Origin of the sequence: Dactylosporangium sp. NPDC006015, assembly GCF_040614215.1 — a bacterium.
Lineage (GTDB): Bacteria > Actinomycetota > Actinomycetes > Mycobacteriales > Micromonosporaceae > Dactylosporangium > Dactylosporangium maewongense.
On the sequence record NZ_JBEXUD010000012.1, the window covers coordinates 14,535 to 32,627 of the forward strand.

Annotated in this window: 20 protein-coding genes and 1 pseudogene; 17 read left to right on the forward strand and 4 right to left on the reverse strand. The window is 72.7% G+C overall.

Annotated features, from left to right (window positions below):
* From ABZ321_RS22495 to ABZ321_RS22505, 3 genes and pseudogenes are all read right to left on the reverse strand, one after another.
* On the reverse strand, positions 1–159 hold the full coding sequence (locus tag ABZ321_RS22495) for a hypothetical protein (RefSeq protein WP_344499685.1): 159 nt from the start codon (positions 157–159) through the stop codon (positions 1–3).
* Positions 160–207: 48 nt separating this feature from the next.
* Positions 208–968, reverse strand: a pseudogene (locus tag ABZ321_RS22500) (SDR family oxidoreductase).
* Positions 943–2,094, reverse strand: coding sequence for an acetyl-CoA C-acetyltransferase (locus tag ABZ321_RS22505; protein ID WP_344499687.1), 1,152 nt, complete (start codon positions 2,092–2,094; stop codon positions 943–945). The pseudogene ABZ321_RS22500 and the gene ABZ321_RS22505 overlap by 26 nt, the downstream one beginning before the upstream one ends.
* Before the next feature lie 46 nt (positions 2,095–2,140).
* On the opposite strand from ABZ321_RS22505, the gene ABZ321_RS22510 reads away from it, so the two are divergent.
* From ABZ321_RS22510 to ABZ321_RS22525, 4 genes are read left to right on the forward strand one after another with little or no spacing between them, the layout of a single operon-like run.
* The gene (locus tag ABZ321_RS22510; RefSeq protein ID WP_354894168.1) at positions 2,141–3,244 is read left to right on the forward strand and encodes an AMP-binding protein; all 1,104 of its coding nucleotides are present in this window, start codon (positions 2,141–2,143) and stop codon (positions 3,242–3,244) included.
* Complete coding sequence (locus tag ABZ321_RS22515; RefSeq protein ID WP_344499691.1) at positions 3,245–3,904, forward strand: SDR family oxidoreductase; 660 nt, start codon at positions 3,245–3,247, stop codon at positions 3,902–3,904. It abuts the gene before it with no gap.
* Positions 3,905–3,928: 24 nt separating this feature from the next.
* Positions 3,929–5,122 (forward strand): acetyl-CoA C-acetyltransferase, encoded by a 1,194-nt coding sequence (locus ABZ321_RS22520; protein ID WP_354894171.1) that lies wholly within the window; start codon positions 3,929–3,931, stop codon positions 5,120–5,122.
* Entirely contained in the window at positions 5,122–5,976 is an 855-nt protein-coding gene (locus ABZ321_RS22525) for an SDR family oxidoreductase (RefSeq protein ID WP_344499695.1), read from the forward strand. The genes ABZ321_RS22520 and ABZ321_RS22525 overlap by 1 nt, the downstream gene beginning before the upstream one ends.
* Before the next feature lie 221 nt (positions 5,977–6,197).
* Here the strand turns inward: ABZ321_RS22525 and ABZ321_RS22530 are convergent, their stop codons facing one another.
* Positions 6,198–6,788: a TetR/AcrR family transcriptional regulator gene (locus ABZ321_RS22530; RefSeq protein ID WP_354894174.1), complete on the reverse strand. Its 591-nt coding sequence runs from the start codon at positions 6,786–6,788 to the stop codon at positions 6,198–6,200.
* A gap of 171 nt (positions 6,789–6,959) precedes the next feature.
* On the opposite strand from ABZ321_RS22530, the gene ABZ321_RS22535 reads away from it, so the two are divergent.
* The 13 genes from ABZ321_RS22535 to ABZ321_RS22595 are packed head-to-tail and all read left to right on the forward strand — an operon-like array spanning position 6,960 to position 17,755.
* Positions 6,960–7,775: a CoA-transferase gene (locus ABZ321_RS22535; RefSeq protein WP_354894177.1), complete on the forward strand. Its 816-nt coding sequence runs from the start codon at positions 6,960–6,962 to the stop codon at positions 7,773–7,775.
* A gap of 8 nt (positions 7,776–7,783) precedes the next feature.
* The gene (locus ABZ321_RS22540) at positions 7,784–8,536 is read left to right on the forward strand and encodes a CoA-transferase (RefSeq protein WP_344499701.1); all 753 of its coding nucleotides are present in this window, start codon (positions 7,784–7,786) and stop codon (positions 8,534–8,536) included.
* Positions 8,533–9,582 carry a nitronate monooxygenase family protein gene (locus ABZ321_RS22545; protein WP_344499703.1) on the forward strand — a complete coding sequence of 350 codons (1,050 nt, stop codon included), beginning with the start codon at positions 8,533–8,535 and terminating at the stop codon, positions 9,580–9,582. The genes ABZ321_RS22540 and ABZ321_RS22545 overlap by 4 nt, the downstream gene beginning before the upstream one ends.
* Positions 9,582–10,223, forward strand: a complete 642-nt coding sequence (locus ABZ321_RS22550; RefSeq protein WP_344499705.1) for a gamma carbonic anhydrase family protein — start codon at positions 9,582–9,584, stop codon at positions 10,221–10,223. Before ABZ321_RS22545 ends, ABZ321_RS22550 begins: the two co-directional genes overlap by 1 nt.
* Before the next feature lie 2 nt (positions 10,224–10,225).
* Positions 10,226–10,981 (forward strand): SDR family oxidoreductase, encoded by a 756-nt coding sequence (locus tag ABZ321_RS22555; RefSeq protein ID WP_344499707.1) that lies wholly within the window; start codon positions 10,226–10,228, stop codon positions 10,979–10,981.
* Positions 10,982–10,991: 10 nt separating this feature from the next.
* A complete protein-coding gene (locus ABZ321_RS22560; protein ID WP_354894180.1) occupies positions 10,992–11,504 on the forward strand; it encodes a MaoC family dehydratase N-terminal domain-containing protein in 513 nt (170 codons plus the stop codon).
* Entirely contained in the window at positions 11,501–11,872 is a 372-nt protein-coding gene (locus ABZ321_RS22565) for a MaoC/PaaZ C-terminal domain-containing protein (RefSeq protein WP_354894183.1), read from the forward strand. The genes ABZ321_RS22560 and ABZ321_RS22565 overlap by 4 nt, the downstream gene beginning before the upstream one ends.
* Positions 11,869–12,603 carry an enoyl-CoA hydratase family protein gene (locus ABZ321_RS22570; RefSeq protein WP_344499712.1) on the forward strand — a complete coding sequence of 245 codons (735 nt, stop codon included), beginning with the start codon at positions 11,869–11,871 and terminating at the stop codon, positions 12,601–12,603. Before ABZ321_RS22565 ends, ABZ321_RS22570 begins: the two co-directional genes overlap by 4 nt.
* The gene (locus tag ABZ321_RS22575; RefSeq protein WP_354894186.1) at positions 12,600–13,739 is read left to right on the forward strand and encodes an acyl-CoA dehydrogenase family protein; all 1,140 of its coding nucleotides are present in this window, start codon (positions 12,600–12,602) and stop codon (positions 13,737–13,739) included. The genes ABZ321_RS22570 and ABZ321_RS22575 overlap by 4 nt, the downstream gene beginning before the upstream one ends.
* A gap of 12 nt (positions 13,740–13,751) precedes the next feature.
* Positions 13,752–14,654 carry an acyl-CoA dehydrogenase family protein gene (locus ABZ321_RS22580; protein ID WP_344499716.1) on the forward strand — a complete coding sequence of 301 codons (903 nt, stop codon included), beginning with the start codon at positions 13,752–13,754 and terminating at the stop codon, positions 14,652–14,654.
* Positions 14,651–15,496: an enoyl-CoA hydratase gene (locus tag ABZ321_RS22585; protein ID WP_344499718.1), complete on the forward strand. Its 846-nt coding sequence runs from the start codon at positions 14,651–14,653 to the stop codon at positions 15,494–15,496. The genes ABZ321_RS22580 and ABZ321_RS22585 overlap by 4 nt, the downstream gene beginning before the upstream one ends.
* The gene (locus ABZ321_RS22590) at positions 15,496–16,221 is read left to right on the forward strand and encodes an SDR family NAD(P)-dependent oxidoreductase (RefSeq protein WP_344499720.1); all 726 of its coding nucleotides are present in this window, start codon (positions 15,496–15,498) and stop codon (positions 16,219–16,221) included. The genes ABZ321_RS22585 and ABZ321_RS22590 overlap by 1 nt, the downstream gene beginning before the upstream one ends.
* Positions 16,214–17,755 carry a class I adenylate-forming enzyme family protein gene (locus tag ABZ321_RS22595; protein WP_354894191.1) on the forward strand — a complete coding sequence of 514 codons (1,542 nt, stop codon included), beginning with the start codon at positions 16,214–16,216 and terminating at the stop codon, positions 17,753–17,755. The genes ABZ321_RS22590 and ABZ321_RS22595 overlap by 8 nt, the downstream gene beginning before the upstream one ends.
* Positions 17,756–18,093: the final 338 nt, after the last annotated feature.

Consider the following 18,093-nt stretch of genomic DNA (forward strand, 5'->3'; position numbering starts at 1 on the left):
CTACGCCAGGCGTGGCAGCGGCTTCGGTGCCGACCGCACAACGTTGCCGGCCTGCGACATCAGCGTGATGGCCATCTGGAGCACGAACTTGACCGTCACGATGGCGGCCAGCGCCGCCACGGCGACGAGGGTGGCTTTGGCCCGCCAGGCGAGCGACATGTCAAGAGCGTAGGCGGTCGTGCGCCGTCGCGAGGACCCGCCGGATGGTCAGGGCGTGACGGGGCGGGCGGTCTCGGTGTAGCGGGGGAGCTGGCCGCCGCCGTCGACGAGGAGACTCGCCCCGGTCAGGTACGCCGCGAGGGGCGACGTCAGCAGCAGCACCGCGTCGGCAATGTCGGCGGGGGTCGCCATGCGGCCCATGGGGACGGTCGCGGCGACCGCGGCCAGGGCGTCCTCGTCGCCGTAGTGCGCGGCGTTGTCGTCGGTGCGGACCACACCGGCGGTGACGGTGTTGACCCGGACCTTCGGCGCCCACTCCAGGGCCAGGGCGCGGGTGAGGACCTCGAGGCCGGCCTTGGCGGCGGCGTACGCGGCGGTGCCGGTCGCAGCGCGGACACGCTGCCGATGTTGACGATCAGCCCACCGCCCGGCTGGGTCTGCATGACCGCGTTCGCGGCCTGGGCGACGAAGAACGGCGCGAGGAGGTTGAGCCGGACGACGGCGGTCACCAGGTTCGGCGAGGCGGTCGCGGCCGGGACCGCGGGGGAGCCGCCGGCGTTGTTCACCAGGAGGTCGAGCCGGCCGAACCGATCGACGGCCGTCGTCACCAGCGCGGCGGCCTCGTCCGGCTCGCGCACGTCGGCGGCGGTGAAGACCACCCCGGCCGGCAGGTCGGCAGGTTCGCGCCGGCCGCAGACCAGGACCTGGAAGCCGGCACCGGCGAGACGCGCCGCGATCTCCCGGCCGATCCCGCGGGTGCCGCCGGTGACCAGCGCGGCGGGTTCAGAGCCGTTCGATGATGGTGACATTCGCCGTCCCCCCGCCCTCGCACATGGTCTGCAGCCCGTAGCGGCCGCCGGTGTCCTCCAGGGTGTGCAGCAGCGTCGTCATCAGCCGGGCCCCGGTCGCGCCGAGGGGGTGGCCGAGCGCGACCGCGCCGCCGTTGACGTTGATCCGGTCCGGGTCGGCGCCGGTCTCCCGCTGCCAGGCGAGGACCACCGGCACGAACGCCTCGTTGATCTCGACCAGGTCGATGTCGTCGATGGTGAGGCCGCTGCGCCGCAGGGCGTGCGCGGTCGCCGGGATCGGGCCGGTGAGCATGTAGACGGGGTCGTCGGCGCGGACGCTCAGGTGGTGCACGCGGGCGCGGGGGCGCAGGCCGTGGGTGCGCACCGCCGCTTCGGAGGCGACCAGCAGGGCTGCGGCGCCGTCGGAGATCTGGCTGGCGAGTGCGGCGGTGACGACCCCGCCCGGGGTGAGCGTGGGCAGGCCGGCCATCTTCTCCAGCGAGGTGTCCGGGCGCGGTCCCTCGTCGGCGGACACGTCACCGTAGGGCGCCGTCTCGCGCGTGAAGCGGCCCGCGGACCGGGCGGCGGCCGCCTTTTGATGGCTGCTCAGCGCGTACACCTCCATCTCAGACCGGCTGAGGGACCACTTCGCGGCGATGAGCTCCGCGGCCCTGAACTGGCTGATCTCCTGGTCACCGTAGCGGGTCTGCCAGCCGGTGGAGCCGCGGAACGGATCGTCGAAGCCATACGTCCGGCCGGCCAGCATCGCGGCGGAGATCGGGATGGCGCTCATGTTCTGCACGCCACCGGCCACGACGAGGTCGGCGGTGCCGGACATGACGGCCTGGGCGGCGAAGTGCAGCGCCTGCTGGGAGGAGCCGCACTGCCGGTCGACGGTGACGCCGGGGACGGCGTCGGGCAGGCCGGCGGCGAGCCAGGAGGTGCGGGCGATGTTGCCGGCCTGCGGGCCGATGGCGTCGACGCAGCCGAAGATGACGTCGTCGACGGCGGCCGGGTCGACGCCGCTGCGGTCCATGAGCGCGGTCAGCACGTGCGCGCCGAGGTCGGCCGGGTGCACGCCGGCGAGGCCGCCACCCCGCCGGCCGACTGGGGTGCGCACCGCTTCAACCAGGTAAGCCTCTGTCATGCTCGACACTTTACCAAGCGAGCGCTTGGTTGGTAAGGTGCGTGGCATGGAACCGTTGAGTGCCCGGACGCTGCCGGACCTGGTGCGCTCCGGCGCCGAGCACCACCGCGACCGCGAGGCGATCGCCGACGGCCCGGTCCGGCTCACCTACGCCGGGCTGGCCGAAGAGGTCGCCCGGTTCGCCGGGGCCCTTGCCGCCAGGGGTGTCGGCAAGGGCGACCGGGTCGCACTGTGGGCGCCGAACTCGTGGCGGTGGGTCGTCGCCGCGCTCGGCGTCGTCACCGCCGGTGGTGTCCTCGTCCCGCTGAACACCCGCTTCAAGGGGCCGGAGGCCGGCTACATCCTGGCTCGCAGCGGCGCGCGGCTGCTGCTGGTCGACGACGGATTCCTCGGCAACCGCTACGTCGACTCGCTGGCGGCGGAGAACCTACCCGACTTGTCGGACATCGTAACCCTGGCGGAGTGGGACACCTTCAGCCTGCGGGTCGCGGTCACCGGCGCCACCACGGTGCCGGTGGTCATGATCGAGCGGCTCCGCGAGGAGCTGAAGCTGGCGAGGGTGCTCACCGCCTACGGGCTCACCGAGTCCTGCGGCACGGCCACCATGTGCCGCCCCGACGACGACCCAACCACCGTGTCGACCACCTGCGGCGCCGCGATCGACGGCGTTGAGGTCGCCGTCGATCCGGTCACCTCGGAGGTGCTCATCCGCGGGTACAACGTGATGCGCGGCTACTGGCAGGACCCGGCGGCGACCGCCGACGCGCTCGACGCCGCCGGCTGGCTGCACACCGGCGACATCGGCGTCCTCGACGAGCGCGGCTACCTGCGGATCACCGACCGGCTCAAGGACATGTTCATCGTCGGCGGGTTCAACGCCTACCCGGCCGAGATCGAGCAGGTCCTCGCCCGGCACGAGGGCGTCGCCGAGGTCGCGGTCATCGGCGTCCCCGACGAGCGCCTCGGCGAGGTCGCCCGCGCCTACATCGTCCCGCGAACGGACCACACAGTGACGCATGAGGAGCTTGCCGTGTACTGCAAGGGACGCCTCGCGAACTACAAGTTGCCGCGCTCCTACGTGTTCCTGGACGCGTTGCCGCGCAACGCCAGCGGCAAGGTGCTCAAGACGACCCTGCGCGCGGCGGCGTAGATGGACACCGTCATCGTCACCGGTGGTGCCAGCGGCATCGGCGCCGCGATCGTCCGCCTCGCGCTGGAACAAGGCCTCCGCCCGGTCGTCTGGGACCTGGCCCCGACCGAGGGCGGTCTCGTCGTCGACGTCCGCGACCCGGCCGCGGTCGCGGCGGCGCTGGAGGCGAGCGGGCCGGCCCGGTTCCTCGTCAACAACGCCGGCCCGGCCAGCGGCGGCGCCCCGCTCGGCTTCGCCGAGGGCCTCACCGCGACCGCCGGCAGCGTCGAGACCGTCACCACGGCCTGGCTGCGCACCGGCCCGCCCGAGGGCGCGGCGGTGGTCAACGTCGCCTCCGTCGCCGGGAATCTCGTCGGCACCGACTCGGCCTGGTACTCGGCCGGCAAGGCCGCCATCGCCGGCTACACCCGCCACCTCGCCACCCGGATCGCGCCGGCGGTGCGCGCCAACGCCGTCGCCCCCGGCTTCATCGACACGCCGAGGATGGCCGGGTTCGGCGACACGCCGCTCGGCCGGGACCTCATCGCCCGCAACCCGATGCGCCGCGCCGGGCGCCCCGAGGACGTCGCCGCCGCGGTGCTGTTCCTGCTCTCCCCGTCCGCCGCGTACATCAACGGCGTCCTGCTGCCCGTCGACGGCGGCTGGACGGTCTCCCAGTAACCGTCAAGGAAAGGGGCTGCGCAGATGCCTGACGCCGTCATCGTCTCGGCCGTGCGTTCGCCGATCGGTCGCGCCTACAAGGGTTCCCTCGCCGGCGTGCGCGCCGACGACCTCGCCGTGCAGGTCGTGCGCCTCGCCCTGGAGCGGGTCCCGTCGCTGGACCCGCGGACGCTGGACGACCTCATGCTCGGCTGCGCCCAGCCGGCCGGCGAACAGGGGTACAACCTCGGCCGGCAGGTCGCGATGCACCTCGGCCTGGACATGGTGCCCGGCACGACCGTCAACCGGTACTGCGCGTCGTCGCTGCAGGCGATCCGGATGGCGTTCCACGCGATCAAGGCCGGAGAGGGGCACGCGTTCGTCGCCGCCGGCGCCGAGGTTGTCTCGCACTACCCATTGGGGAAGGCGGATGGCATGCCCGGCACCCGCAACCCGCGCTTCGACGGCATCACCGGGTCCCGGCCCTGGTCGGACCCGCGGGACCGCGGGGAGCTGCCCGACGTGTACATCGCGATGGGGGAGACCGCCGAGAACGTCGCCGAGCTGTGCGGGATCACCCGGCTCGAACAGGACGAGTTCGCGGTCCGCAGCCAGAACAACGCCGAGAAGGCCCTCGCCGACGGCTTCTGGGACCGCGACATCACCCCGGTCACCCTGCCCGACGGCACCGTGCTGCGCCACGACGACGGGCCGCGGGCCGGCGTCACCCTGGAGAAGGTCGCGGCGCTGCAACCCGCGTTCCGACCCGACGGCACCGTCACCGCCGGCAACTGCTGCCCGCTCAACGACGGCGCCGCCGCCCTGGTCGTGCTCAGCGACGTGCGGGCCCGCGAGCTCGGCCTGACCCCCCTCGCGCGGATCGTCAGCACCGGCGTGTCCGCGCTCAGCCCGGAGATCATGGGCCTCGGCCCGGTCGAGGCGACCCGCCGCGCCCTCGCCAACGCGGGCCTGGGCATCGGCGACATCGACCTGGTCGAGATCAACGAGGCGTTCGCCGCGCAGGCGATCCCGGCGTACCGGCAGATGGGCGCCGACCCGGAGCGCGTCAACGTGCACGGCGGTGCCATCGCGGTCGGCCACCCGTTCGGGATGACCGGCGCCCGGATCGCCACCACACTGCTCAACGGCCTCGTGCACCGCGACGCACAGTTCGGCCTGGAGACCATGTGCACCGCCGGCGGGCAGGGCATGGCCATGGTGATCGAGCGGCTCGCCTGATGGGTGCCCTGGACGGCAAGGCGGTCGTCGTCACGGGCGCCGGGCGGGGCCTCGGCGCCGCCTACGCCCGTCTCGCCGCGGCCGAGGGGGCGGCGGTGCTCGTCAACGACGTCGACGCCGACCTCGCTCTGACCGTCGCTGCGCAGATCACCGCGTCCGGCGGCCAGGCCGACGTGGCGGTCGGCACGATCAGCACCTGGGACGGCGCCGGCGCGGTGGTCGAGCGGTGCGTCGAGGTGTTCGGCGCGATCGACGGCCTGGTCAACAACGCCGGGATCTTCCGCCTCGCGCACCCGTCGCAGCAGGACCCCGACGAGTTCCGCGCCGTCATCGAGGTGAACCTGCTCGGCACGGCGTACTGCGGCCTGCACGCGATCCGGGCGATGCTCGCGCAGGGCGGCGGCTCGGTGGTGAACGTGACGTCCGGCGCGCACGCCGGGTCGGCTGCAATGGGCGCCTACGGGGCCAGCAAGGGCGGCGTCGCCTCGCTCACCTACTGCTGGGCGGCCGACCTGACCGGCACGGGAGTGAGGGTCAACGCCGTCTCACCGAACGCGCACACCCGGATGGCCGACACGTTCGAGGCGTACCTCGGCGCGGCCGCGAAGGGACAGAACGTGAGCAAGCCGCCGGAGCAGAACGCCCCGGCGGTCATCTACCTGCTCTCCGACGCCGCCGCGGCCGTGCACGGGCAGGTGGTCCGCATCGACGGCGACGAGCTGTCGATGATCGCGCACCCCGTCGTGCAGGGCACCGGAGCCCAGGACGCCGAGTGGACGGTGGAGAAGGTCGAAGCGGCCTTCGCGGCCGGTGCCGTCGGCCCGATCAGCCCGGTCGGCCTGCACCGCGCCTAACTTGATCTTTAAACCTGTTCGGCGTGGTCGGGACTGGTGGATTTCTTCCCCGCGGAACCGGCCGAGATTCCCACCCGCACCACCACGGCCACCGTCAGGCACGCTGATCCGCCGCAGCCCTTGATCGGATCTTCTTCCCAGACAAGAGGAATGATCGATCAAGGGCTGCACCCATGATCAGCCAGGGGCCGATGCCAGCCCACCCGAGGTTGAAGATCAAGTTAGCGGGACTTGGCCAGGCCGTCCAGGAACAGTGAGGTGCAGTCCTCGGCGAGGCGGGTGATCGGGTATGCCGCGGTGGGCTTGAACCAGCGCACCGACAGCCAGACGGCGTCACGCATCAACCGGTAGAGGATCTTGGGGTCCAGGTCGTCGCGGATGACGCCCTCGGCGATGCCTGCCTCGATGACGGACAGCCAGGTGCTCTGCACCTCTTTGCCGGCGGTGCGCAGATATCCGAACCGTTCGATCTGGGTCAGATAGTTGACATCGTTCTGGTAGATCTCGGTGGCGTGCGGGTGCGCCTCGACGACCTCGAGCGAGGCCACGATGAGGTCGTGCAGGCGGGTCCGCGGGTGGCTTTCGCCGTCCAGCACGCGCTTGTAGCGGGTGCGCAGGTCGTCCAGGTAGGAGGTCACGATCTCGTCGACCATGGCTTCCTTGGACTCGAAGTGGTGATACAGGCTGCCGGACAGGATGCCGGCCTCGTCGGCGATCTCGCGCACGGTCGTGGCCGAGACGCCCTTACGGGCGAACAGCGCCGCAGCGCTGGCGAGAATCCGCTCGCGTCGATCCCCAGGCTCTCGTGCCATCCCGCTCTTCCTCACCGATGTCGTTGTGCAGCCTCGTCAATCCCGTTCGCACCAGGAGTCTACGTGGACCGCGGCCGTGAGATACGGCTCGGCAGCGAGTGTAGCGCAATCAAGCAAGCGCTTGGTACGTTCATCGGGCAAGGTCCAGCCTGCGCGGTGAAGAAGGCGGCGATGGCGAACAAGCAGATGACCGAAGATGAGGTCGTGGCACAGCTGCGCTCGGGCATGACGATCGGGATCGGCGGCTGGGGATCCAGACGCAAACCGATGTCCCTGGTGCGCGCGATCCTGCGCTCCGACCTCACCGACCTGACCATCGTCAGCTACGGCGGCCCTGACGTCGGCCTGCTCCTGGCCGCCAAGAAGGTCCGCCGCCTGGTGTACGGGTTCGTCTCCCTGGACACGATCCCGCTCGAGCCGCACTTCCGGGCGGCCCGCCAGGCGGGCGCGGTGGAAGTGACCGAATACGACGAGGGCATGCTGCGCTGGGCGTTGTACGCCGCAGCGTGCCGGCTGCCCTTCATGCCCAGCCGTGCCGGGCTCGGCTCCGACGTGCTGAAGGTCAACCCCGCGCTGCGGACCGTCGCCTCGCCCTACGACGACGAGGAACTCGTCGCGATCCCGGCGGTGCGCCTCGACGCGGCCCTGGTGCACCTCAACCGGGCCGACGTGCACGGCAACGCCCAGTACCTGGGGCCCGACCCGTACTTCGACGACCTGTTCTGCAGCGCCGCCGACAAGGCCTACGTGTCGTGCGAGCAGATCGTCGACACCGCCGAGCTCATCCGGACCGCACCCGTGCAGTCGCTGCTGTTGCAGCGGTGGATGGTGCACGGGGTCGTCGAGGCGCCCCGCGGCGCGCACTTCACCTCCTGCGCCCCTGACTACGGCCGGGACGAGGCGTTCCAGCGCGAATACGTCGCGGCCGCCGCCGACCCGCAGGCGTGGGCGGCGTTCTACGACCGGTACCTGGAGGTCCTGACGTGAGCAACGGCATGAGCGCTGTCACTCGCGCTGAGGTGTGCGTCGTGGCCTGCGCCGAGGTGTGGCGCGGCGACGGGGAGATCCTCGCCAGCCCGATCGGCCTGGTGCCGAGCATCGCCGCCCGGCTGGCCCGTGCCACCTTCGCGCCGGACCTGCTGCTGTCCGACGGCGAGGCGTACCTGACGCAGGGCACCTGGGCGATCGGCGCCACCCCGCCGGTCGTCGAAGGCTGGATCCCGTTCCGGGCCGTGTTCGACCTGCTGTACACCGGCCGCCGGCACGTCATGATGGGCCCCAGCCAGATCGACCGCTACGGCAACGCCAACATCTCCGCCATCGGCGACTTCGCCCGCCCGACCCGGGCGCTGCTCGGCGTCCGCGGCGCGCCCGGCAACACCGTCAATCACCCCACCAGCTACTGGGTGCCCCGGCACGGGCAGCGCTCGTTCGTCGCCACGGTCGACATGGTCAGCGGCGTCGGCTACGACCGGGCCGCCGCGAACCCGGCCGCCGGCCGCTACCACGAGATCCGGCGGGTGGTCAGCAACCTCGGCGTCTTCGATTTCGGCACCGACGACCACCGGATGCGTCTGGTCTCGGTGCATCCCGGCGTCACCGTCGACGAGATCGTTTCCGCGACCGGCTTCGAGCTGACCGTGCCCGCGGACGTACCGCAGACCCGGCTGCCGACCGACGCCGAGCTCGCCCTGATCCGCGAGGTCATCGACCCGGCCTCGGTCCGTTCGCGGGAAGTCGACACGTGAGTGCGCTGCGGCCGCCGATCTGCGAGCTGTTCGGCATCCGGTACCCGATCGTGCAGACCGGCATGGGCTGGGTCTCCGACGCCGGGCTCACCGCCGCCACCTCCAACGCCGGCGGCCTCGGCATCCTCGCCAGCGCGACCCTGTCCTACGAGGAACTGGTGACCGCGGTCGCCGACGTGCGGCGGCTGACCGACGCGCCGTTCGGGGTCAACCTGCGCGCCGACGCCCCCGATGCGGCAAAGCGCGCCGATCTGCTCATCCGGGAAGGTGTACGGGTTGCCTCGTTCGCCCTCGCGCCGAAGCCCGAACTGATCGAGCGGCTCAAGGCCGCCGGCGTGGTGGTGGTGCCGTCCGTCGGGGCGCGCCGGCACGCGGAGAAGGTCGCCGCGTGGGGCGTGGACGCCGTCGTCGTGCAGGGTGGCGAGGGCGGCGGGCACACCGGCCCGGTCCCCACCACCCTGCTGCTGCCCCAGGTCGTCGACGCCGTCGACATTCCGGTCATCGCCGCCGGCGGCTTCTTCGACGGACGTGGCCTGGTCGCCGCCCTCGCCTACGGCGCCGCCGGGATCGCGATGGGGACCCGGTTCCTGCTCACCAGCGACAGCCCGGTCGGTGCGGCGGTGAAGCAGCGGTACCTCGACGCCACCGTCACCGACACGGTCGTCACCGCGGCGCTGGACGGCGTGCCGCAGCGGGTCCTGCGCACCCCCTTCGTCGATGACCTCGCCGACACCGGCGCGCTGCGGCGGCTGCCCCGCGCGGTCCGCAACGCGCAGTTGCTGCGGAAGCTGTCGGGCCGGTCGTGGCTGAGCATGCTGCGCGAGGGCCGGGCCATGCGCGGCAGCCACGACCTGCGCCTCAGCCAGCTCGTCCTCGCCGCGAACACCCCGATGCTGATCCGCGCCGCCATGGTCGACGGCCGCGCCGACGCCGGCGTCATGGCCACCGGCCAGGTTGCCGGGCTCATCGACGACCTGCCCAGCTGCGCGGAGCTCATCGAGCGCATCATGGCCGAGGCCGCGGACACGCTGAAGCGGTTCGCCTGATGCCCGCCTACGCCATCGAGGACGTCGTGCCGGTCGTCCACCCGACCGCGTACGTCCATCCGACCGCGGTGCTCATCGGCGACGTCCACGTCGGCGCCGGCTGCTACGTCGGCCCACTCGCCAGCCTGCGCGGCGACTTCGGGCGCATCGTCATGGCGGCCGGCTCGAACGTCCAGGACTCCTGCGTCCTGCACACCTTCCCCGGCACGGTCCTGACCCTCGGCCCGGACGGACACGTCGGGCACGGCGCGGTCCTGCACGGCTGCCGCGTCGGCGCCGGCGCGCTCATCGGCATCAACGCGGTCGTGCTGGACGGCGTCGACGTCGGCGAATACGCGTTCGTCGGCGCGCACTCCCTCGTCAGGGCCGAGTTCGTGGTGCCGTCGAGGACCCTGGTGGCCGGCGCGCCGGCGAAGGTCGTGCGGGACCTGACGGACGTGGAACTGGCCTGGAAGGCGCACGGGACGGCGGTGTATCAGGCCCTGGCCGTGCGCAGCCGCGACTCGTTGCGACCTGCTACGCCGTTGACGGAGGAGGAGCCGGACCGGCCGCGGCTGTCGACGACCGCGGCGGTCGCGGTGCCGCTCGATCAGGCCCGGCGCGCCTCTGGTCAGCCAAGCAAGCGCTTGGTAGAGTCGTGACCATGCCGAACAAGACATCGGGCCACGGGCTGCTCGCCGGTCGCACCGTGCTGGTCACCGCCGCCGCGGGCACCGGCATCGGCTTCGCCACCGCCGAGCGGTGCGTCGAGGAGGGCGCCACGGTCGTCGTCTCCGACCGGCACGAGCGCCGCCTCGCCGAATCCGCCGAACGCCTCGGCGTTCTCGGCGTGCCGTGCGACGTCACCGACCAGGCCCAGGTGGAGCACCTCTTCGCCACTGCCGTCTCGCATTTCGGTGGCGGGCTCGACGTGCTGGTCAACAACGCCGGGCTCGGTGGCACCGCCGCCGTCGTGGACATGACCGACGAGCAGTGGAGCACGGTCCTGGACGTCACGCTCACCGGCACCTTCCGCTGTACCAGGGCGGCACTGCGGCACATGATCCCGCGCGGCACCGGGGTGGTGGTCAACAACGCCTCCGTCATCGGCTGGCGGGCCCAGGAGGGCCAGGCGCACTACGCCGCGGCGAAGGCCGGGGTCATGGCGCTCACCCGCTGCTCCGCCCTCGAGGCGGCCCGCTCCGGGGTGCGGGTCAACGCCGTCGCGCCCAGCCTGGCGATGCACCCGCACCTGGCGAAGGTCACCACGGACGAACTGCTCGCCGAGCTGTCCACCCGGGAGGCGTTCGGCCGCCCCGCGGAGCCGTGGGAGATCGCCAACGTGATCGTGTTCCTGGCCAGCGAATACAGCTCATACATGACCGGCGAGGTCGTCTCGGTCAGCAGTCAACACCCGTAGAGAGGCCGGCATGGTCGACGACAGTGCAGTCGGGGTGACCGGCGAGCCGTTCACCCTCGACATCGAACGCGGCAAGATCCGCGAGTTCGCCCGCGCGACCGGCTCGGCGAACCCCGACTATCTGACGGCGGAGGACCCGGTGATCCCGCCGACGTTTCTGACCACCGCGTTCTTCTGGCAGACCGGGGGGTCCGACCCCTGGCCGGCGGTCGCGATGGACCAGCGCAAGGGGCTGCACGCGGAGCAGGAGTTCGTGTTCCACGGCCCGCCACCCCGCGCCGGCGACCGGCTCACCGGGCGATCCCGGATCGAGTCGGTCACCCGCAAGGAGGGCCGCAGCGGCACCCTGACCTTCGCGGTGATGGTCACCGAGTTCCGCGACGAGACCGGCCGCCACGTCGCCACCGCCCGCCTCACCGGCGTGGAGACGGCAGTGACCGGTACGCAGCGCAGCGGAGAGGCCGGTCATCAGGCAGCGCAGTCCCAAGGTCAGGGCGGCGCCGAAGCGAAGGTGACGGCATGACCGCCTCCGTCCACGGCCCGCTGACTCGGACTGACCTGGTGCGTTACCAGGGGGCGTCCGGGGACTTCAACCCGATCCACCACGACGAGCTGTTCGCCCTGGCGGCCGGGATGCCGGCGCCGCTGTCGCTGGGCATGCTGCAGGCCGGGTTCCTGGCGACCTGGGCGACCGACCGGTTCGGCGCCGCGGCGGTCCGCTCCTTCCGGGTCCGCTTCGCCGCCCAGGTCTTCCCTGGCGACACCGTCACCTGCGACGGCACCGTCGTGCGGCAGGACGAGGACAGCTTCGACGTCGAGATGACGTGCACCACCCAGGACGGCACCGTCGCCGTGTACGGCTGGGCGACCTTCACCACGGAGGCATCGTGATCGAGTCCACAGTGGACGAACTCGGGGTGGCCGAGATCGTCATGGCCAACCCGCCGGTGAACGCGCTGCCGGTGGCCGGCTGGTTCGCCCTCGCCGCCGCCCTCGACGCGGCCGGCGCCGACGCGGGCGTCCGCGCGGTCGTGCTGCGCGCCGAGGGACGCGGTTTCAACGCCGGCGTCGACATCAAGGAACTCCAGGCGAGCACCGGCTACGGCGCCCTCGTCGGGGCCAACCGTGGCTGCGCGGCCGCGTTCAGCGCCGTCTACGACTGCCCGGTCCCCGTCATCGCGGCCGTGCACGGGTTCTGCCTCGGCGGCGGCATCGGCCTGGTCGGCAACGCCGACGTCATCGTCGCCTCCGACGACGCCACGTTCGGGCTGCCGGAGGTCGACCGGGGCGCCCTCGGCGCGGCCACGCACCTGTCGCGGCTGGTGCCGCAGCACAAGATGCGGGCCATGATGTACACGTCGGCGACCGCGACCGCCGCCGAGCTGCACGCGTTCGGCTCGGTCCTCACCGTCGTGCCCCGCGACGAGCTGCGGGCCGCCGCGTTCGCCGTCGCCCACGACATCGCGGCCAAGGACCCGGCGGTCATCCGGGCCGCGAAGGAGTCGCTCAACGGCATCGACCCGTGGGACCCGAAACGCAGCTACCGCTACGAGCAGGGTTTCACCTTCGAGCTCAACCTCACCGGCGTGGCCGACAAAGTCCGGGACGAGTTCGGCCAATGACCGGAATCCGCCTGGAAGACACCCCGGACGAGGCCGCCTTCCGCGCCGAGGCACGGGCCTGGCTGCGAGCCAACGTGCCCGGCCCGCTGCCGTCCGGCGACACCCGCGAGGGCTTCGCCGAGCACCTGCACTGGGAACGCGCCCTGTTCGACGCCGGCTGGGCCGTCGTGTCGTGGCCGCGCCGGTACGGCGGTCGCGACGCCTCGCTGTGGCAGTGGCTCATCTTCGAGGAGGAGTACTACGCCGCCGGCGCACCGCAGCGCGTCACCCAGAACGGCATCTTCCTGCTCGCCCCGACTCTGTTCGAGTTCGGCACCGCTGCGCAGCAGGACACCCTCCTGCCTCGGATGGCCGCCGCCCGGGACCTGTGGTGCCAGGGCTGGTCCGAGCCCGGCGCCGGCAGCGACCTCGCCGCCATCAGCAGCCGCGCCGAACCCGTCGACGGCGGCTGGCGGCTCAACGGGCAGAAGACCTGGACCACCCGAGGCGCCTTCAGCACCCACCTCTTCGGTCTGTTCCGCACCGACCCGGCCGCCGCCCGGCACCGCGGCCTCACCTACTTCCTCGTCCCCCTGGACGCCAGCGGGGTGACAGTCCGCGGCTTCGGCCGCCTCGACGGCGACGAGGGCTTCGCCGAGGTCTTCTTCGACGACGTGTTCGTCCCCGCCGGCGCCGTCCTCGGCGAACCCGGCAAGGGCTGGCAGGTCGCCATGTCCACGACCGGCTCCGAACGCGGCCTCACGCTGCGCTCCCCGGGCCGGTTCCTGCACACCGCGCAGCGGCTCGTCGCGCTCGCCGCCGCGCAGGGCGACCGGCTGCGGCCCGTCGTGCGGGAGCGGGTCACCCGGGCCTGGCTCAACGCCCGCGCCTACCAGCTGTTCACCCTCAACCAGGTCACCGACCTCGTCGAAGGGCGACCACCCGGCGCCCGATCGAGCCTCAACAAGCTGTTCTGGTCGCGGCTGGACATCGAGCTGCACGAGATCGCCCTGGAGCTGCTCGGCGCGGAAGCGGTCCTCGACTCGCCGTGGACCCGCGGCTTCCAGTTCTCGCTCGCCGGCCCGATCTACGCCGGCACCAACGAGATCCAGCGCAACATCGTCGCCGAGCGGGTGCTCGGCCTGCCACGAGCGTGAAGGGAAGCCACTGTGCGGTTCGCGTTGACTGAGGACCAGACCGCGCTGCGCGACGCGGTGCGGGCGCCGCTCGCCGCGGGCGGCTGGTCCACGCTCGCCGATCTCGGCGTGTTCGCCGCCATGGCCGACCTCGGCCTGGACGAGACCGACCTCGTCCCGGTCCTTGAGGAGGTCGGCTACGCCGCCGTCGCGCTGCCGGTCACCGCGACCGCGTTCGTCGCCGTGCCGCTGCTCGCCGCGCTCGACGACGACCGGGCCGCCGCGGCCGCCACCGGGTCGCTGCGGATCGCGGTCGCCGGGCCGGGCGGCCTCACCCCGTTCGGTGGGCAGGCCGACCTCGTGCTGCACCTCGACGGCGGTGTCGCCCGGATCGGTGGCCTGAGCACTGCCGCATCCACTGTGGACACCAGTCTCGACGCCGTCGTCTCCATGGCTGCCGGCGTCCTCACCGACGACCCGGCACTCGTCGAGGCCGCCGCCGGGCGGGCCGCCCTCGGCCACGCCGCCGAACTGGTCGGGCTCGGCCGGCGGATGCTCGACCTGACCGTCGGCTACGTCCAGCAGCGCTACCAGTTCGGGGCGCCCGTCGGCAGCTTCCAGGCCGTCAAGCACCAACTCGCCGACGCGTACCTCGGCCTGGAGTTCGCCCGGCCCGCCGTCCTTGCCGCCGCCTGGGCACTGCAGGAAGGCGCGGACGCGGGACCCGCCGTCGACGGCGCCGTCGTGCTCGCCGCCGACGCCGCGCACGCGGCGAGCCGCGCCGCGATCCAGTGCCACGGCGCCATCGGCTACACCGTCGAATACGAACTGCACCGCTTCGCCAAACGGGCCTGGGCCCTCGCCGCCCTCGCCGGCCCCGGCGACCGCCTCGCCGCCCTCGCCACCACCATCGGTCTGAAGGAGCAAGGGACATGACCGACGAAGCAGACGTCGTCCGGTATCGCACCGAAGGCCCGGTCGCAGTCGTGACGATGCACCGGCCGCAGTACCGCAACGCCCAGAACTCCGCGATGACCTACGCGCTCGACGACGCGCTGTACCGCGCCGCCGACGACGACGAGGTCAAGGTCATCGTGCTCACGGGGGAGGGCAAACACTTCTCCGCCGGGCACGACATCGGCACGCCCGGCCGGGACATCGACACCACGTTCCCGCGCCGCGCCGGCCTGTGGTGGGACCACGTCGGCAAACCCGGCGCGGAGAGCCGCTTCGCCCGCGAGTCCGAGGTGTACCTCGGCATGTGCCGGCGCTGGCGGGAACTGCCGAAGCCGACCATCGCCGCGGTCCAGGGCGCCTGCATCGCCGGCGGGCTGATGCTGGCCTGGTGCTGCGACCTCATCGTCGCCGCCGACGACGCGTTCTTCGCCGACCCGGTGGTGCGCATGGGCATCCCGGGCGTCGAGTATTTCGCCCACCCGTGGGTGATGGGTCCCCGGCACGCCAAGGAGTTCCTGTTCCTCGGTGAGCGGGTGTACGCCGACCGCGCCCTGCAACTCGGCATGATCAACCGGGTCGTGCCACGCGCCGACCTGGAATCGTCCACGATGGACATCGCCCGGCGGATCGCGGAGATGCCCCGCCTCGGCCTCGCCCTGACGAAGAAGGCGGTCAACCAGGCCGAGGACCTGATGGGCCTGCGCGCCGGGATGGACTCGGTGTTCGGCCTGCACCACGTCGCCCACGCGCACAACGCCGAGGTCGGCCACGACTCCCTCGCCGGGCACGACGCCCGGTCGATGCGCGACGGCGGTCGCTGATGCCGCGACGGTACGACGGCCGCGTCGCCCTCGTCACCGGTGCCGCCTCCGGCATCGGGCGGGCCGTCGCGACCCGCCTGCGGGACGAGGGCGCCCGGGTCGCCGGCCTCGACACGGCCGCCGTGGACATCGACGGGGTGCACGGCATCCGCTGCGACCTGCGCGACGAAGATCAGGTCGCCGCCGCCGTCGCCGACGCGGCCGGCTGGGGCGGCCGGATCGACCTGCTCGCCAACGTCGCCGGGGTCGCCTCCTACGCGCACACCACCGACGTCACCCTCGCCGAGTGGGACCGGATCCTCGCGGTGAACCTCACCGGCACGTTCCTCGCCTGCCGGACCGCGCTGCCGCACCTGATCGCCGCGCGGGGTGCCGTCGTCAACGTGGCGTCCCTGGCAGGGGTCCGCGGCTGGCGGTACAGTGCCGCGTATTCCGCCGCGAAGGGCGGGGTCGTCGCGCTCACCCGGGCACTCGCCGTGGAGTACGCGCCGGATGGGGTGCGGGTCGCCTGCGTGTGTCCGGGGTCCGTGGACACGCCGCTGAAACGTAACCTGGTGCCCGTGCCGGACCAGGACCCGCGGCTGGCCGGGCACGCCCGGGCGCTGCTCGACCCGCCGGTCGCCGAGCCGGACGAGGTCGCCGCCGCGATCGCCTACCTCGGCTCCGCCGAAGCGCGCTTCGCCACCGGTGCCGTGCTGCGCCTCGACGGCGGCGCCGGTGTCTGAGTACCCTCCGGACGTCGTCGCCCACCACGCCTCCGGCACCTGGACCGCCGAGACGATCGCCGCGATGGTCGCCCGCAACGACCCCGACCGGGTCGCGTTCATCGCCCCCGAGGGCACCTTCACCTGGGGCGAATACGACGTCCTGTCGTCACGCCTGGCGCAGTCCTATGTGGATGCCGGGTTCGCGCCCGGGGACCGGCTCGCCGTCCTGCTCACCGGCGGCGCGCTGACCCACATCGCCTACCTCGCCGCGCAGAAGGCCGGCCTGGTCACCGTCGGGATCGGCCCCCGGGCCGGCGACGCCGAGATCGTCCACCTGCTGGCCAAGACCGGTGCGGTGGGACTCGCCACCCGCTGGTCGCACCGCGGCCGGCCGGGCGCGGAGATCGCCGCGCGCTGCGGCGCGCCCCGGCACGTCCCACTCGACCTGGCGTCCCTGCCCGCCGCCGGCCACCCGGGCCCTGGGCTCGGCGCGGACGACCTGTTCTTCGTCAACTCCACGTCCGGCACGACGGGGCTGCCGAAGTGCGTACGGCAGACGATGAACAACCGCAAGTACTTCGGACCCCTCGCCCACGCCGCCGGCCGGTTCGGCCCCGATGAGGTCTTCGCCAGCGTGCTGCCCGCCCCGTACGGCTTCGGGCTGTGGAGCGCCCACGTCGTGCCGGCCATGTACGGCTACCCGACCGTGCTCACCGCCGAGTTCGACGCCGCCGAGACACTGCGGCTCATCGAGGAACACCGGGTCACCGTGCTGTGCGCGGTCACCGCCCAGTTCATCATGCTGCTGAACTCGCCGGCGTTCGCGACCACGGACCTTTCCTCGCTACGGGTCATGTTCACCGGCGGGGAACGAGTGCCGGTCGAGCGGGCCCGCGAGTTCGAGGAACGGACCGGCTGCGCGGTGCTGCAGTTCTACGGCTCCAACGAGGCCGGTCCGCTGTCGGTGACCACCGTGGACGACCCGCGCACGGCCAGGCTGACCACCGCCGGCCGGCCGATCCCCGGGGCGCGGCTGCGGCTGCTCGCCGACGGCGCCGACGTCACCGCCGCCGGGGGACCGGGCCAGGTAGCCGCCAGCGGCCCCGGCTGCACCCCCGGCTACCTCGACGACGACGCCGCGAACGCCGCCCTGTTCCGTCCCGACGGCTGGTTGCTGACCGGCGACGTGGCCACCATCGACGGCGGCGGCTACCTGTCCATCACCGGCCGGATCGCGGACTTCATCATCCGCGGCGGCCACAACGTGAGCGCGCTCGTCGTGGAGGAGGCGGTCGGCGGCCACCCGTCGGTCGCGCAGACCGCCGTCGTCGCCGTCCCCGACCCGGTTCTCGGCGAACGCGTCTGCGCCTACGTCGTCACCCGCGACGAGCTGACCCTCGACGCCCTGCGGGTGCACCTGGACGCGGCAGGGGTGTCGAAGCAGAACTGGCCGGAGTACCTGGTCGCCCTGCCGTCGCTGCCCCTTGGTACCGGCGGCAAGGTGGACAAGGCGGCGCTGCGAGCCGACGCGGCCCGGCGCTTCACCGCCTGACGTCCGCGGCGCCGCGGGCACCGGACAGCGTGGCGGCACGGGCGACGCTGCGACCTACCGGGACCTCGGGGAGGCGGCCTGGGCGTGGACGCTGCGCCACGTGCACCGCGACGACGGGCCGTGGCTGCCTGACCGGGTCACCGACGGCTGGCCGGAGCCCGCGCCTGACCGGGACTCCCTCCACGCCGGCACCGCGGGGCTCGCGCCGGTCCTCGCCGAGATCCGGCTGCACCGGCCGCTGAGCGGAGCCGAGACCGCGCTCGCGGACGGGATCGTCGAGCGGCTGGCAGCGCAGGCCGAGACGCGTGTGGAGCCGTCGCTGCACGACGGTGAGCTGG

Bases quoted from the DNA above. Each gene is read 5' to 3' on its own strand.
- ABZ321_RS22520 (WP_354894171.1), top strand. From the start codon at position 3,929: ATGCCTGACGCCGTCATCGTCTCGGCCGTGCGTTCGCCGATCGGTCGC.
- ABZ321_RS22505 (WP_344499687.1), bottom strand. From the start codon at position 2,094: ATGACAGAGGCTTACCTGGTTGAAGCGGTGCGCACCCCAGTCGGCCGG.
- ABZ321_RS22565 (WP_354894183.1), top strand. From the start codon at position 11,501: ATGACCGCCTCCGTCCACGGCCCGCTGACTCGGACTGACCTGGTGCGT.
- ABZ321_RS22575 (WP_354894186.1), top strand. From the start codon at position 12,600: ATGACCGGAATCCGCCTGGAAGACACCCCGGACGAGGCCGCCTTCCGC.
- ABZ321_RS22525 (WP_344499695.1), top strand. From the start codon at position 5,122: ATGGGTGCCCTGGACGGCAAGGCGGTCGTCGTCACGGGCGCCGGGCGG.
- ABZ321_RS22560 (WP_354894180.1), top strand. From the start codon at position 10,992: ATGGTCGACGACAGTGCAGTCGGGGTGACCGGCGAGCCGTTCACCCTC.
- ABZ321_RS22555 (WP_344499707.1), top strand. From the start codon at position 10,226: ATGCCGAACAAGACATCGGGCCACGGGCTGCTCGCCGGTCGCACCGTG.
- ABZ321_RS22530 (WP_354894174.1), bottom strand. From the start codon at position 6,788: ATGGCACGAGAGCCTGGGGATCGACGCGAGCGGATTCTCGCCAGCGCT.
- ABZ321_RS22535 (WP_354894177.1), top strand. From the start codon at position 6,960: ATGGCGAACAAGCAGATGACCGAAGATGAGGTCGTGGCACAGCTGCGC.
- ABZ321_RS22495 (WP_344499685.1), bottom strand. From the start codon at position 159: ATGTCGCTCGCCTGGCGGGCCAAAGCCACCCTCGTCGCCGTGGCGGCG.
- ABZ321_RS22515 (WP_344499691.1), top strand. From the start codon at position 3,245: ATGGACACCGTCATCGTCACCGGTGGTGCCAGCGGCATCGGCGCCGCG.
- ABZ321_RS22585 (WP_344499718.1), top strand. From the start codon at position 14,651: ATGACCGACGAAGCAGACGTCGTCCGGTATCGCACCGAAGGCCCGGTC.
- ABZ321_RS22540 (WP_344499701.1), top strand. From the start codon at position 7,784: ATGAGCGCTGTCACTCGCGCTGAGGTGTGCGTCGTGGCCTGCGCCGAG.
- ABZ321_RS22590 (WP_344499720.1), top strand. From the start codon at position 15,496: ATGCCGCGACGGTACGACGGCCGCGTCGCCCTCGTCACCGGTGCCGCC.
- ABZ321_RS22550 (WP_344499705.1), top strand. From the start codon at position 9,582: ATGCCCGCCTACGCCATCGAGGACGTCGTGCCGGTCGTCCACCCGACC.
- ABZ321_RS22510 (WP_354894168.1), top strand. From the start codon at position 2,141: ATGGAACCGTTGAGTGCCCGGACGCTGCCGGACCTGGTGCGCTCCGGC.